At 72.6% G+C, this 14,439-nt stretch carries 11 protein-coding genes, 2 tRNA genes and 1 other RNA gene; 8 read left to right on the top strand and 6 right to left on the bottom strand.

Going from position 1 to position 14,439, the window contains the following annotated elements; all coding sequences use genetic code 11:
* The 3 genes from ACFU3E_RS10870 to ACFU3E_RS10860 all read left to right on the top strand — a co-directional run bounded on the left by ACFU3E_RS10870 (window position 1) and on the right by ACFU3E_RS10860 (window position 1,999).
* Window positions 1-1,284, top strand: a complete 1,284-nt coding sequence (locus tag ACFU3E_RS10870) for a sensor histidine kinase (RefSeq protein WP_384154826.1) — start codon at window positions 1-3, stop codon at window positions 1,282-1,284.
* Window positions 1,281-1,901 carry a response regulator gene (locus ACFU3E_RS10865; RefSeq protein ID WP_384154824.1) on the top strand — a complete coding sequence of 207 codons (621 nt, stop codon included), beginning with the start codon at window positions 1,281-1,283 and terminating at the stop codon, window positions 1,899-1,901. The genes ACFU3E_RS10870 and ACFU3E_RS10865 overlap by 4 nt, the downstream gene beginning before the upstream one ends.
* Before the next feature lie 22 nt (window positions 1,902-1,923).
* Window positions 1,924-1,999 (top strand) — tRNA-Gly (locus tag ACFU3E_RS10860).
* A 42-nt stretch (window positions 2,000-2,041) separates the two neighbouring features.
* On the opposite strand, the gene ACFU3E_RS10855 is transcribed toward ACFU3E_RS10860, so the two are convergent.
* From ACFU3E_RS10855 to ffs, 6 genes are all read right to left on the bottom strand, one after another.
* Complete coding sequence (locus ACFU3E_RS10855) at window positions 2,042-2,941, bottom strand: phosphoribosylaminoimidazolesuccinocarboxamide synthase (RefSeq protein WP_384154822.1); 900 nt, start codon at window positions 2,939-2,941, stop codon at window positions 2,042-2,044.
* A 122-nt stretch (window positions 2,942-3,063) separates the two neighbouring features.
* On the bottom strand, window positions 3,064-4,539 hold the full coding sequence (locus tag ACFU3E_RS10850; protein WP_384154820.1) for a N,N-dimethylformamidase beta subunit family domain-containing protein: 1,476 nt from the start codon (window positions 4,537-4,539) through the stop codon (window positions 3,064-3,066).
* 215 nt (window positions 4,540-4,754) lie between these two features.
* Window positions 4,755-6,587 (bottom strand): hypothetical protein, encoded by a 1,833-nt coding sequence (locus tag ACFU3E_RS10845; protein WP_384154818.1) that lies wholly within the window; start codon window positions 6,585-6,587, stop codon window positions 4,755-4,757.
* Window positions 6,588-6,911: 324 nt separating this feature from the next.
* A complete protein-coding gene (gene purD / locus ACFU3E_RS10840) occupies window positions 6,912-8,162 on the bottom strand; it encodes a phosphoribosylamine--glycine ligase (protein WP_384154816.1) in 1,251 nt (416 codons plus the stop codon).
* A gap of 349 nt (window positions 8,163-8,511) precedes the next feature.
* Window positions 8,512-10,953 (bottom strand): DNA polymerase III subunit gamma and tau, encoded by a 2,442-nt coding sequence (locus ACFU3E_RS10835; protein ID WP_384154814.1) that lies wholly within the window; start codon window positions 10,951-10,953, stop codon window positions 8,512-8,514.
* Window positions 10,954-11,040: 87 nt separating this feature from the next.
* Window positions 11,041-11,137, bottom strand: an RNA gene (gene ffs, locus ACFU3E_RS10830) — signal recognition particle sRNA small type.
* A 72-nt stretch (window positions 11,138-11,209) separates the two neighbouring features.
* Between ffs and ACFU3E_RS10825 the strand changes: the two genes are divergently transcribed.
* The 5 genes from ACFU3E_RS10825 to hemA all read left to right on the top strand — a co-directional run bounded on the left by ACFU3E_RS10825 (window position 11,210) and on the right by hemA (window position 14,432).
* A tRNA-Ser gene (locus ACFU3E_RS10825) sits at window positions 11,210-11,297 on the top strand.
* 274 nt (window positions 11,298-11,571) lie between these two features.
* Complete coding sequence (locus ACFU3E_RS10820; RefSeq protein ID WP_384154812.1) at window positions 11,572-11,853, top strand: CopG family transcriptional regulator; 282 nt, start codon at window positions 11,572-11,574, stop codon at window positions 11,851-11,853.
* Entirely contained in the window at window positions 11,850-12,275 is a 426-nt protein-coding gene (locus tag ACFU3E_RS10815) for a PIN domain-containing protein (protein WP_384154810.1), read from the top strand. The genes ACFU3E_RS10820 and ACFU3E_RS10815 overlap by 4 nt, the downstream gene beginning before the upstream one ends.
* Window positions 12,272-12,661, top strand: coding sequence for a hypothetical protein (locus ACFU3E_RS10810; RefSeq protein WP_384154808.1), 390 nt, complete (start codon window positions 12,272-12,274; stop codon window positions 12,659-12,661). The genes ACFU3E_RS10815 and ACFU3E_RS10810 overlap by 4 nt, the downstream gene beginning before the upstream one ends.
* A 553-nt stretch (window positions 12,662-13,214) precedes the next feature.
* On the top strand, window positions 13,215-14,432 hold the full coding sequence (hemA, locus tag ACFU3E_RS10805; RefSeq protein WP_384154806.1) for a 5-aminolevulinate synthase: 1,218 nt from the start codon (window positions 13,215-13,217) through the stop codon (window positions 14,430-14,432).
* Window positions 14,433-14,439: the final 7 nt, after the last annotated feature.

Genomic DNA, 14,439 nt, shown 5'->3' with positions numbered 1-14,439 from the left:
ATGCGCACGCCGGGCAGGTGGTGGCGGCACAAGAGCACGCCGGAGAAGGTCGAGTCGTACACGCGGTGGTCGTTCCACTTCTTCGCGGTGATGGAGTTCTGCTCCGTCGGGCTCACCTCCGTGGCCCCGCTCGGGGCACGGCTGGGCATCGCCGCCATGCTGGTGGTGGCCGTGCACGCCGCTCTCTGCTTCATGACCGTCTCCCGGGCGATCGACTGGACGCGGGGCCGCAGGCCCCAGCCCACCGGACTGCTGTGGACCCTGGCCGCCGTCACGGCCGTGATCGCCGCCGCCGCGATCGGCCTCGCCGAGCTCGGACCGGACCGCGAGAGCGTCGACACCGCCGCCGGTGGCGTCTTCGGAGTGATCCTGGTCTTCGGCCCCGGCATCATCGCGCTCGGCGTCCGCGACCGGCGGCGCGCCTTCGCCATCGCGGGCGGCTTCGCGGCAGGCACCTGGACCGTGGCGTTCGCGCTCGGCGCCGCCGCGCTCACGGCGCTCTTCACGGCACTGATCGTGCTGGTCGGCGGCGTGTTCATCGCCTTCACGGCCGTGTTCTCGGTGTGGCTGATGAACGCCGTCTACGAACTCGACGAGGCCCGCGAGACCCGGACCCGGCTCGCCGTCGCCGAGGAGCGGCTGAGGTTCGGGCGGGATCTGCACGACGTCATGGGGCGCAACCTCGCCGTGATCGCCCTCAAGAGCGAGCTGGCCGTGCAGCTGGCCCAGCGGGGGCGGCCGGAGGCCGTGACGCAGATGGTCGAGGTGCAGCGGCTCGCGCAGGAGTCGCAGCGGGAGGTGCGGGAGGTCGTGCGCGGCTACCGGGAGGCCGGCCTCGCCTCGGAACTCGCCGGTGCGCAAGGAGTGCTGGCCGCGGCCGGCATCGACTGCACGGTCGGCGGGACGTCGGCGGCCGGGCTGCCCGCGGCGGTGCAGTCCGCCCTGGGGTGGGTGGTGCGGGAGGCCGCGACGAACGTCCTGCGGCACGGGGACGCGCGGCGGTGTGCGGTGCGGTTGCGGATGCTGGAGGGGCGGGTGGTGTTGTCCGTGGAGAACGACGGAGTGAGCGAGACGGGGCCGGGCTCCGGGGCCGGGCCGTCCGGCTCGGGGCTCGCCGGGCTGCGGGAACGCCTGGCGGAGATCGACGGGACGCTGGAGGCCGGCCCGGCGGGGCAGGGGCTGTTCCGGCTGACGGCGCAGATTCCGCTGCCGTCGCAGTCCGCCCTTTCCGACGCCGTCCCGGCCGCCGTCGCCGTGCGTTCTGTGAGCGAGGTCACGCCATGACGGCCGTGGAGCCGGTCCGGCTGCTGCTCGCGGACGACGAGCACCTCATCCGCGGGGCGCTCGCCGCGCTGCTGTCGCTGGAGGACGACCTCGTCGTCGTAGCCGAGGCGGCCACCGGACCCGAGGCGATGGCGATGGCCCGGGCGCACAAGCCCGATGTCGCCGTACTGGACCTCCAGATGCCCGGCGCCGACGGTGTGAAGGTCGCCACATCCCTGCGGACCGAACTGCCCGGCTGCAAGGTGCTCATCGTCACCAGCCACGGACGGCCCGGCCATCTGAAGCGGGCGCTGGAGGCCGGGGTGCGGGGGTTCGTGCCGAAGACCGTGAGCGCACAGCGGCTCGCGGAGCTCATCCGGACGGTGCACGCCGGGAACCGTTACGTCGATCCGGAGTTGGCCGCCGACGCCATCGCCGCCGGGGACTCGCCGCTGACCGCCCGGGAGGCCGAGGTCCTGGAACTCGCCGCCGACGGGGCACCCGTCGTGGAGATCGCCGAGCGGGCCGCGCTGTCGCAGGGGACCGTGCGGAACTATCTGTCGTCGGCCGTGTCGAAGCTCGGCGCCGAGAACCGGCATGCGGCGGTACGGCTCGCGCGGGAGCGAGGTTGGGTATAGTGGTTCTCGCGCCACGGCGCATGCGAACGTAGCTCAGTTGGTAGAGCGCAACCTTGCCAAGGTTGAGGTCGCGAGTTCGAACCTCGTCGTTCGCTCCATCGAGAAGCCCCCCGGTTCCGGCCGGGGGGCTTCTCCGTGTCCTACGACCAGCTCGTGCCGGTCAGGCGCTCGTACGCCTCCACGTACTTGGCACGCGTGGCGTCGACGACCTGCTGGGGCAGGACGGGCGGGGGCTGCTCGCTCTTGCGGTCCCAGCCGGACTCCGGCGAGGTCAGCCAGTCGCGCACGAACTGCTTGTCGTACGACGGCTGCGCCTGGCCCGGCTGCCACTGGTCGGCCGGCCAGAAGCGGGAGGAGTCCGCGGTGAGGACCTCGTCCGCGAGGACCAGGTCGTCGCCCTCGAAGCCGAACTCGAACTTCGTGTCCGCGAGGATGATGCCCCGCTCCCGGGCGATGTCCCGGCCCCGGGAGTAGACGGCGAGGGTCGCCTGGCGCAGCCGGGCCGCGGTGTCCGCGCCGACCTGGCGGGCGACCTCCTCGTAGGAGACGTTCTCGTCGTGCTCGCCGACGGCGGCCTTGGTGGCCGGGGTGAAGATCGGGGCGGGCAGTTCGCTCCCGTCGGTCAGGCCTTCCGGCAGCGCCAGACCGCAGACCGTGCGGGTCTCGTTGTACTCGGCGAGGCCCGAACCGGTGAGGTAGCCGCGGGCCACGCACTCCACGGGGACCATCTGCAGGGACTTGCAGATCAGCGTGCGGCCCGCCCAGTCGGCGGGGGCGCCCTCGGGCAGTTCCGTGCTCAGGACGTGGTTCGGGACCAGGTCGGCGAGCCGGTCGAACCACCACAGGGAGAGCTGCGTGAGGATCCGGCCCTTGTCGGGGATCTCGGTCGGCAGCACCCAGTCGTAGGCGGACATGCGGTCGCTGGCGACCATCACGAGGTCGCCCGCCTCGTTCCGGTACAGCTCGCGCACCTTGCCGGTGTGCAGATGCACCAGACCCGGAACCTGGATCGGCTCGGGCTTTTCGACGAATCCGGACACGGTTCCTCCCCGTGGTTGAAAACAAAGGGGCGCCCGAAGGGCCCAAGCAGGGTGGTGGTGGGCGACGGGCGGGCCCGAGTGGCTCGATTCTCCCGTATGCGCGCTTGATCACCGACAGGGGGTCAGTCGCGTTTGCAGATGCGGTCCAGGAGGTTGGCGGTGGCGCGCTGGATACGGCTGTCGACGTGGCCGGGGCGGTCCAGGGCCGGGGACCAGGCGAACGTTCCGGATGCGAAGACCCAGGCGCCGGAGGGAGCACGGTACAGCGACGTCTCCTGATGGCGCCGGGCGCCTTCCTTGTCGGTGTACGGGGAGTGGGCCAGCAGCATGCGCTCCTCGTGTGCCGGCAGCGGGGTGCGCGGGAAGTAGCGGTCGGCCTCGCCCGCCACCAGGTTCTCGATCTCGTCGCCCTCGTGCGCCCCGGTCGCCTCCCACAGCCAGTGCCCGGCGTTGCGCACGATCAGCGGGTGCGGCTCGGGGACCGGTCCGGCGTACTGGATGCCCATGAGCTGCTGCTCCGCCCGGTCGATCTCCCGCCACAGCACCGGCTTGCCCGGACCCCGGCGCTTGCGGCAGGTCAGCAGCCGGTCGGGGACGCCGGACGGGGAGGGCCCCAGCTCCACCTGCCAGTACATGGAGTTGGCGGAGAGGAAGACCAGCGAGGTACCGGCGTCGCGGGCGAGCTGCACGGTGCCGCGCATGGCGGCCGACCAGTACTCGTCGTGTCCCGGGAAGACCAGGCCGCGGTAGCGGCTGGGGTCGACGCGGCCCGCGTGCAGGTCGCTGGCGTCGGCGTAGGCGACGTCGTAGCCGTAGCGCTCGGCCCAGCGGATGAAGTCGTAGGCGTGGCCGACGTGCAGGGGGAGTCCTGCGCCCGCGTAGGGGCGGTCGAAGGAGACCGTCGTGGCGGCCTCGGACTCGCCGAGCAGCCGGCCCTTCTCGTCCCAGGCGTGGTAGAGGCTCGCGCCGGTCCGGCCGTCCTCCGGGTAGAGGTTGTACGCCTGCCAGGTGACGTCGGGCAGCACGAGCAGCAGGTCGGCGGGCTGGTCGTGGCGGACGGTGAAGGGGACGTGGGAGCGGTACCCGTCGGCGGTGGTGAGGACGGCGACGTACGCGCCGATGTTCCAGTACGACGGGACCTGGAGCCGCCAGGACAGCCACCAGTGATGGCAGGAGACCGTACGGTCCGCGGTGAGCGGCGCGGGCTGGACGATGCCGGACAGGCGTGGGCTGGTGGTGATCTTCGCTGCGCCGTCACCGCCGTAGTGGCCGATGCGGTAGATGTCGACGGCGAACTGCTGCGGCGGATCGACGGTGATGTGGAAGTCGATGGCATCGCCGGGCGCGACCGCGCCGGTGGAGGTGAAGCCCTTGATCTGGCGGCGGACGTCGTCGGCCGCGCGGGGGCCGCCCGAGCGGCTGCCCTTCTTCGACGGGTGGGGCGCGTCCTGGTCCGCGTACCAGGGGACGACCTGGCCCGAGTCGTCGAAGTACGTCACGTTGCCGCGCAGCCATGGAACGGGGCCCTGCCCGAAGGGATCCGTCACGGCGTGTGCCAGCGCTCCCGACTCCCAACGGCGGATCTGCTCCGAACCCATGGCTGCTTCCCCTCCCCATCGCCCCCGTGGTGGTGCCTGCCGGTGTGATGTGTGCGGTGTTCTGCGGTATGTGCGACGCCTTTGCGCCTATGTGCTTGTCGTATGTCGCAAGCCCTTGCCATGCACGCGAACGGTCCAAGCACATCACATAAAGCGCGCACTTCGTCACTGTTCGTTTTGAATTGGCCAGAACCGGAAGCAGGTGCTCCGGCCGTTCAGCCGAGGCGGACCGGCTTCTCCGGGCGTATGCCGAGCTGGGAGAGCCAGACCCGCAGGGGCGTGGCATCGCCGTCCTCGATGAGGGTGAGGACCTTGGGCGCCAGATCGGCCGTGCGCTCGCCGTCGATCAGGAGGGTCGGGCCGTCCAGCCAGTCCAGGCCCGGGGTCGCGCCGGCGGTGTCCATCGCGGCGCAGCAGACCATCGCCGTGAGGTGGTCGGCGAGGAGCTCTCTGGCGGTGCGCGGGGGCTGGAGGGGGAAGAGGGGGAGAGCCCGGTCGTCCCAGAGCGCCGCCGGGTCGGAGGAGGGGGACGGCGAGGCGGGCGGCGGGGTCGCCGGGGAGGGGGCGGCCTCCTCACGGGCCAGTTCGGCGCTGAGCCGGGCGGCGAGGGTGGCGCTGGGAGCCGTCGTGCCGGAGAGGTCCTCGTCGTCGAGGGGGTCCGGTGAGCCGGGGGGTGCGCCGGCGGCTTCGGGTGGTGCGGTGTCCGGGCCGGATCCGGCCGGGCCCCCAGCGGGGCCGGTCGCTCCCGCGATCCCGGCCGTCCCCGTGGGGCCGGTGTCGGTGAGGTGGTCGAGGACGCGGGACAGGGTGGGGGCGCCGGTCGCCGGGGCCGTGGGGCCGGTGGCGGGCCGGACGCCCATCGCGTCCAGGACGCGGTGGAGCCGGGCCGCGTCGAGGCGCCACTTGCGATCCACGACCTCGTCCGGATACTCGCTCCAGGCCACCGGCGACCAGTCGGGCCCGGGCCCGGCGGGGCCGCCGTGGAAGAGGCGGGCGGCGAGGAGGGAGGCGGCCTCGTCGACCGAGCCCGGCTCCTCCAGCAGGTCGCAGGCGGGCCGTTCGCCGAGCCGGGACGCGAAGCCCTCGGCCAGGCGGTCGCGCCGGGACAGCTCCGTGAGCGCGGCGACCACACCGGCGTCCAGCCGGGACGGCCAGCGGCCCATCCGCCAGGCCGGCAGCGCGACCCGGGTCAGCAGCCGGTCCCAGCCCGCGTACGCCAGGCCCACCTGCTCCTGGGCGACGATCCGCAGCCCGTAATCCACAGCCTGTGCACGCTCCGCGGCCGCGGCCGCCACACCCCGCTCCATCTCGGCGGCATGGCCCCGGCACCCGCGCAGCAGAAGCCGGGCGACCCAGCCGACCCCGGCGAGCACCACCCGCGACACCGGCTCCCGGCGGGGCGCCGAGGCCACGGCCACCGCGGCGTCCAGACCCCGGACGAAGCGCCGGGCGGCGGCTATGTCGGGGTGGGCCGAGGGGCCCGTACCGGCGATGACCGGGGCGAGGACCGCGCGCAGCTCGCCGACCCGCATCCACCACAGGAACGGGGAGCCGATGACGAGGACCGGCGCGACGGGGTGCCGGCTGTGCGCCTGCTTCCCCGCTCCCGCTATGTCGTGGTGCTCCTCGGCCGGGGGCGGGCCGTGGGCCGGATGGGTGCGGTCCTCCAGCCAGCTGTCGCAGTCCGGGGTGAGCGCTATCGCGGAGGGTGCGGGGACGTCGAGGCGGTCGGCGAGGTCGCGCACCATCCGGTACAGGTCGGGGGCCGCCTCCTCGGTGACCGGGACGGTCGGGCTCATGGCGGGCCGGGCCCGGGCGACGACCAGGGCGATCCCGCCGGCGGCGAGCAGCACGAGGACCGCGACCGGCATCAGGACCCAGCGGGCCGCGTCCCAGACGGGGCCCTCGAGGCGGTCACCGGCGGCGCCCGCGAGCAGGATCACGGCGAGGGCGGCCGGCAGCAGGGCGACGGCCACGGCACGGCTGCGGATGCGCAGCACGGCCAGGGCCCGAGCCCGCGCCACCTGCGCGCCTGCTTCCACTCCCATTCCGGTCACAACCGACCTCACCCCCTCCCCGTTGACCCGACGCTGCCCTTGCTCACTCCCCCACTGTGGCACCCGCCACTGACATCGCAATGCCGGTGGGCCAAGTGCCGGAACGCTTGCGCCGCACCCTAGTTGGGGCTCCGCCTCCCGTCAGCCGGAAAGGGCATCGGTCACTCGATGGAATGGCTCTGGGGAGAGGTGGATGACGACCGGTGCGCATCGGGCCCCGCCTCTCGCATGGTTCAGGCCCCGGATCCTGAGACGGATCCGGGGCCTGTGGGGTTCATCGGCGGCGGGGTGATTTCCCTGCCCGCGTGGGGCGCCTCAGGCGCCTGCCGCCTTCGCGGCGATGTCCGTGCGGTGCTGGGACCCGTCGAGGCGGATGCGGCCGACGGCCGTGTACGCGCGGTCGCGGGCCTCGGTGAGGTCCTTGCCGGTGGCCGTCACGGACAGGACGCGGCCGCCCGCGCTGACGACGGCGTCACCTTCCTGCCGGGTGCCGGCGTGCAGCACGTACGCGTGCGGGGCGTCCTGGGCGGCGACCTCGTCGAGACCGGTGATGGGGTCGCCGGTGCGCGGGGTGCCGGGGTAGTTGTGCGAGGCGACGACCACGGTCACGGCCGCGTCGTCGCTCCAGCGCAGCGGCTCCAGGTGGGCGAGGTTGCCGGTGGCGGCGGCCATCAGGAGACCGGCCAGCGGCGTTTTGAGCCGGGCCAGGACGACCTGGGTCTCGGGGTCGCCGAACCGGGCGTTGAACTCGATCACGCGGACACCCCGGGAGGTGATCGCGAGACCGGCGTAGAGCAGACCGGAGAACGGCGTGCCGCGCCGCTGCATCTCGTCCACGGTCGGCTGCAGCACGGTCTGCAGCACCTCGTCGACCAGCTTCGGGTCGGCCCACGGCAGCGGGGAGTACGCGCCCATGCCGCCGGTGTTGGGGCCCTCGTCGCCGTCCAGCGCACGCTTGAAGTCCTGGGCGGGCTGGAGGGGGACGACCGTCTCGCCGTCGGTGACGGCGAACAGGGAGACCTCGGGGCCGTCGAGGTACTCCTCGATGACCACGCGCTCGCAGGCGGCGGCGTGCGCCCGGGCCGCTTCGATGTCGTCGGTGACGACGACACCCTTGCCGGCGGCGAGCCCGTCGTCCTTGACCACGTACGGCGGGCCGAAGGCGTCGAGTGCCGTCTCGGCCTCCTCCGGACTCGTGCAGACGTACGACCGGGCCGTGGGCACCTCGGCCACCGCCATGACGTCCTTCGCGAAGGCCTTGGAGCCTTCGAGCTGCGCGGCCCGGCCGGACGGGCCGAAGACGGGGATGCCCGCGTCGCGCACGGCGTCGGCGACACCGGCGACCAGCGGGGCCTCCGGGCCGACGACCACGAGCTCCGCCCCGAGGCGGGTGGCCAGCGCGGTGACGGCGGCACCGTCCAGGGCGTCGACCTGGTGCAGCTCGGCGACCTCGGCGATGCCGGCGTTGCCGGGGGCGCAGTGCAGCGCGGTGACGTCGGGGTCGTGGGACAGGGAGTGGCACAGGGCGTGTTCGCGGGCGCCGCTGCCGATGACGAGGACCTTCACGGGGGTCAGCCTAACGGGAGACACCGGCTTCCCCTTGTGCGGGCTTCCGAACGGAGGGGGAATCTTGAGCTGGAGGTTCCTCCAAGACGGGTACGTCTTCCCCGGAGTCGCGCGTTCGAGCTGGGCCAGGGCCTGTCGTTTCGATCAGGTCGCAGGGAAGCGACGGTGCTTCTCGACGCCGGTGAGCGGGGTCTGGTGCGTGTCTCTGCAAGGCGGAGGAGGGCGTCGACGCGATGGGGGTCCCCCTGCTCGAGCGAAGTCGAGAGCTTGGGGGAGTCGGCAACCGACGCCAACGCGGCAGAGGCGCGTGCCAGACCCCGCGTCCGCGGTCTGATCCAAACGACAGGCCCTAGTCGTTCGTGAACTCCTCGACCACCGTCGCTCCCAGCTCCCTCACGATCAGCTCCTGGCCGGAGAGGGCCGACTCGTCGAGGTCGGGGTCGTCGTCCTCGGGGGTGTCCTCCTCGACGGAGACGTGGCGCGACGGCGGGGCGGAAGGCTGAGGGGCGGAGGCGGCCGGCGCGGGGGCCGGGGTGGAGGCGGTGGCCGCAGCGGGGCCGCCCGACGCCTGGGTGGGGGTGGCCGGGGGAGCCGACGGGGACGGGGCGGTGCGCTGGGCCGTCGCCGTACCGCCGCCTGCGTCGTATCCGCCGCCACCGCCGGTGTGGTGGCCGCCACCGCTGCCGCCGAACCCGGAGGGCCCGCCCGGTGCCGGGGGTGCGGAGCCGCCCGAGGGGTCGACGATCGCCTCGATCTTCCACTGGACGTTGAACTGCTCGCCCAGCGCCTGCCGCAGCACGTCCTCGCTGCCGCTGCTCAGGAAGTTGTCCCGCGCGCCCGCGTTGACGAAGCCGAGCTGGAGGGTCGTGCCGTCGAAGCCGGTCACCTGGGCGTTCTGGCTGAGCAGGATCCAGGTGAAGCGCCTGCGGTTCTTGACCGCCTCCAGGATGTTCGGCCAGAGCATCCGGGGGTCGAGATGGCCGCCGCCCGTGGGGGCGGGGGCGGGAGCCGGGGTCGTCGGGGCCGAGGGGGCCGGGGGCCGGGCCGCCGGTGGGGTACTGGGGGCGGAGGTGCCGGCCGGTGCGGTGTTCGCCGGTGGGGTGCTCGACGCGGGCGCGCCCGGGGCGGCCGTGGGCCAGCCGCCGGGGCGACGGCCGCCGCTCCCCGCGGAGGCGGCGGTGGGCCAGGCGCCGGGGGAGGGCTGGGCCGGGGAGGGCTGGGCCGGTCCCCCTGCGGGGGCCGGGGCGGAGGCGGCCTGCGTTTCGGCGGGGGCGCCGGGTCCGCCCTGGGGACCGGGGGCAGGGGCATGCCCCGGGGACGCGGCCGGTGCCGCCGGCGGCGCGCTCTGGTCCGGGGACGACTGCGGCGCACCCTGGCCCGCCGCCGGAGGGAGGGAGCCGGCCGCGGCCGCCGGATGGCCGCCACTGCCACCGCTACCGCCGCCGGTCGCAGCGCCGCCGTTGCCCGGTGCTCCGGACGCCCGGACGGCCGCACGGGCCGCGGCCGGGCCACCACCCGCCGGCACCGGACCGCCGCCACCCGCCTGGACCGGCGCGGCAGCCGCTCCCCCGTGGCTCTCCGGCCCGGGTGCGTATCCCATGGCGGGCATGTCCGCGGGGCCCGCGGAGTAGTTCACGCCGCGCTCGATCCGGTCGAGGCGGGCCATCACGGAGCGCTCGTCGCCGTAGGCGGCGGGAAGCAGGACGCGGGCGCAGATCAGTTCGAGCTGGAGACGGGGCGAGTTGGCGCCGCGCATCTCGGTCAGCCCCTCGTTGACGAGGTCGGCGGCCCGGCTCAGCTCGGCGGGGCCGAAGGTGCCGGCCTGGGCCTGCATGCGCTCGATCACGTCGGCGGGGGCGTCGATCAGCCCCTTCTCCGCCGCGTCCGGGACGGCGGCGAGGATCACCAGGTCGCGCAGCCGCTCCAGGAGGTCGGCGACGAAGCGACGGGGGTCGTTCCCGCCTTCGATCACGCGGTCGACGACCTCGAAGGCCGCGGCTCCGTCACCGGTGGCGAAGGCCTCGACGACGGAGTCGAGGAGTGAGCTCTCGGTGTATCCGAGCAGGGCGGTGGCCATGACGTATGTCACACCGTCCGCCGCGGCGCCCGCGAGGAGCTGGTCCATCACGGACATGGAGTCACGCACGGACCCGCCGCCCGCCCGCACGACGAGCGGGAGCACGCCGTCCTCGACCGGGATGGTCTCCTTCTGGCAGACCTGCCCGAGGTACTCCCGGAGGGTGCCGGGGGGCACGAGCCGGAAGGGGTAGTGGTGGGTCCGCGACCGGATCGTCCCGATGACCTTCTCGGGCTCGGTGGTCGCGAAGATGAACTTGAGATGCTCCGGCGGCTCCTCGACGACCTTCAGCAGCGCGTTGAAGCCGGCCGACGTGACCATGTGGGCCTCGTCGATGATGTAGATCTTGTACCGGCTGCGGGCGGGCCCGAAGAAGGCCTTCTCGCGCAGGTCACGGGCATCGTCCACACCACCGTGGGAAGCGGCGTCGATCTCGATGACGTCGATGGAACCGGGGCCGTTGCGCGCGAGGTCCTGGCAGGACTGGCACTCACCGCAGGGTGTCGGCGTCGGCCCCTGCTCGCAGTTCAGGCAGCGGGCCAGGATGCGGGCACTGGTCGTCTTGCCACAGCCGCGCGGCCCGCTGAACAGGTACGCGTGGTTGACCCGGTTGTTCCGCAGCGCCTGCTGCAGCGGGTCGGTGACATGCTCCTGCCCGATGACCTCGGCGAAGGTCTCCGGGCGGTAGCGGCGGTACAGAGCGAGAGACGACACGCATACGAGGTTATAGGCGCCCAGTGACATCGGGCCCCGGCCCGGGGATCCGGCCCTGGGATCCGGCCCTGGGATCCGGCCCGGGAACGCAGACGCCCCCCACGCACCCGCCAGAGCCGACCTACCCTTGCTGCCTTCCGGCCCTGGGGGAGTTCAGTCAGATAGCGCCGCGTGAGGGGCTGCGCCAAGGCTACCTGATGTCGGGGGCGGGGAACGAGTTCGCGAGCACTCCTCTCGGTCATGTAATGTTTCCGGCGGAGGATTCGCCTAGAGGCCTAGGGCGCACGCTTGGAAAGCGTGTTGGGGGCAACCCCTCACGAGTTCGAATCTCGTATCCTCCGCCAGTGCCTCACCGGGCACGAAGTCGAAGGGCCCCACCGCTTGCGGTGGGGCCCTTCGACGTTGGCCCTCTCGGTTTCCGTCTCAGTTGCTTTCCGGGATCTCCCACGTCGCTTGGCCGACTGCTGCGCGGGCGGGCAGCCCCGGCACCGCCCGAAGCCAACACACGGCTGCTGCACCTCACAGCGGCGTGAAGGACGAACCGTCCGTCCAGGCCAGGCCACTGCTTGTGGAGCAGCAGCCGGTATGGGGGACAACACCAGGAGTATGGTCCCTTGTATGGCGACGACCAAGAAGGTGACGGTGACGATTCCCGCGGACCTCCTGGACGAGATCCGCGGGGAGGCGGCGGAACGGGGCCTGTCGGCGTACATCGCCGAGGCCCTGCGCTTCAAGCGCGACCGCGACCGGCTACAGGAACTGTCCGACTGGCTTCAGGAGGAACACGGCCCGCTCAGCGAGGAGGAGCGCACGGCAGCGTCCGAGGAGCTGGAGGATCTCGACGCCGAGCACGAGCGCCGCCGCGCCACTGGAAAGCACGACGCCGGAGAGACCGCGTGAAGAAGCGGGCCGGTGAGCACAGGCAGCGGCCACTGCGCGTCTTCGTACTCGACGGCGAAGCCCTGTCCCTGGCCGTACGCGGCGACCGGACGATGATCGCCTGGCTCGAGCTTGCGGCCCGAGGTGAGGCAGAGGTGGTGACGTCTCCGATGACCCTGGTCGAGGCATACGACGGCAGAACCACCGAGCAGCGCTGGGACTGGGTCCTCTCCCGGCTCGAAGTCGCCGATATCGGGAGGGACGAGGCCCGACAGGCCCGCCGACTCCTGGCCCACGCCAAGCTGCACGTCCACAAGTACGCGATCGACGCGGTGCTCGCCGTCATCGCACGACAGCGGAAGGGGCAAGTCACCGTCTTCACCTCGGACGTGGACGACCTGGAACAGCTGCTTCCGGCCTCGATCGTCGTCAAGAAGGTGTGACCCGGCGCTCCGGTCTCGGTCCCGGTCTCAGTCACCCCCGTCCGGCGCCGTACGAAGCCACCCTGGCCGACCGGCTGCTCAAGGCCCCGCCCATCGCGCCGGAAGCCGACCCGTTCGGCAGCGGGGTGCCTTTCGCGACGGACTCCGAGGAGATCGTCGCCGGGTACGCGAAGCACCTGTCGTACTGCGATGTCCGCCAGGTCGCCCATGCCATCGACACCGGTGCGGCCATCACGGTCGAGTACATCGCCACCTCGGGCAACCGGACCGTACGCACCCTCAGCGACCTGGGACTCGACCCGCCCTACCTCGACGCCAGGTGCCATCTGCGCGAAGCGGAACGCGTCTTCACTCTCTCCGGCATCCATGGCGTGCTGCCCGCGTAGGACTCGGGGGCCGGGCCGGTGCCCGGATGCCCGGTGTGCCACCTCGCGGGGCACCTCGCGAGACGGAACGGCAACGTGGTCGTAGTGGCCCGGGCCGCAGGTGCGTTCAAGGGGCTGGATGACCTTGCGCGGGTTGTCGTAGGGGCCTGAGAAGGGGAACGGCTTGCCCTCCCTGCCGGATCCGGACCGCGGGCGGAGGCGACCGCGTCGTACACGAGCGCCTGCGCCTGCGCCTGCTCCATGCCGGTCGGCGAGGGCCGGGGGCCGAAGGCCGAGTAGTAAGAGCGCGCGGGCGGCGCGGCCGATGGAGCGGGCCGTGCGCAGGGTCCTGGCCGGCCTGAGCAGCCGGAGAGCGCCGGCTCCCGGACGCCGGCCCGGGCTCCGAGTCCGGGGCCGGCCGATGCCCGGCGGCTTCTCCCGGCGCAGGTCCTGGGGCCCTTCCCTCCTGTCCGGGGAGCCGCGGTCCGGGGCCGGGACGGAGCAGGGACCGGATCGGGAACGGCGAAGCCCATGGTGGTTCCCGACCGAGTAACCGACCCGAGAGGGCAGCACCGTGATCTCCACCCTTGCTCCGCCTCCCGCGGACGCGTACGCCGGCCTCCGGACCAGTCTCGACCGGCTCAAGGCGGAAGGCATCTACCGCGACTTCGTCGCCTGCTCCTACCTCGCGGAGGACCGGGGGCACGCTCTGCACCAGGGGCGCCGGATCCAGGTGTGGTGCACCAACGACTACCTGGGCATGAGCCAGCACCCTGACGTGATGCAGGCCCAGATCACCTCCGTCCTGCGGCACGGCACGGGCAACGGCGGTTCCCGCAACATCGCGGGGACCAGCGAGGCGCATGTGGAGCTGGAGGCGCTGCTCGCCGTCTGGCACGCGAAGGAGCGGGCGCTGATCTTCACGAGTGGCTACGTGGCCAACGTGGAGACGCTGACCACGCTGCTGCGTGCCGAGCCGGAGACCATGGTCTTCTCGGACGCGCTCAACCATCGTTCGCTGATCGAGGGCGTGCGGATCTCGGGCAACGACAAGTACGTCTTCGCCCACAACGACCTGGTGGACCTGGAACTGGCCCTCGCGGCACAGCCCTTGGAGCGCCCGAAGCTGATCGTCTTCGAGTCGGTGTACTCGATGGACGGCGACATCGCGCCCATCCGCGAGATATGCGACCTGGCCGAGCGCTACAACGCGCAGACCTACCTGGACGAGACCCACGCGATCGGGGTCTCCGGACCCACCGGAGCAGGCATCTGCGAGGCGATCGGCGAGAGCCGGGCCACCTTCGTACAGGGCGTATTCGGCAAGGCCGTGGGCACCACCGGCGGGTACGTGGCCGGTCCCGACGTCCCGCTGGACTACGTACGGTCCCACGCACCGGGATTCATCTTCACCACGACCATCCCGCGGGCCTCGCTGGACGCCACCCTGGCGAGCATCTCCGTGATCCGGAGCGCCGAGGGTGCCCGGATGCGGGAGGAACTGCACGCCAACGCCGACCTGATGCGCAGTCGGCTCACCGAGGCGGGCATCACCCACGTCCCCGCGCCCAGCCACCTCATCCCGGTACTGGTGCCGGGCGGGGACCGCGTCAAGCGCATCTCCCGCCGGCTGCTCGACGAGTTCTCCGTCTACGTGCAGCCCATCAACTTCCCGTCGGTGGCCAAGGGCAGCGAGCGCTTCCGGGTGACCGTCGCCCCCTTCCGCACGGGACAGCAGATCGACCGGTTCGTCGAGGCGCTAGCGCAGTGCCTGGCGGACGACCCCAGCTGACCGACTT

This window comes from Streptomyces sp. NPDC057424 (assembly GCF_042803315.1).
GTDB lineage: Bacteria > Actinomycetota > Actinomycetes > Streptomycetales > Streptomycetaceae > Streptomyces.
This window is presented reverse-complemented; position numbering and strand designations above follow the sequence as displayed.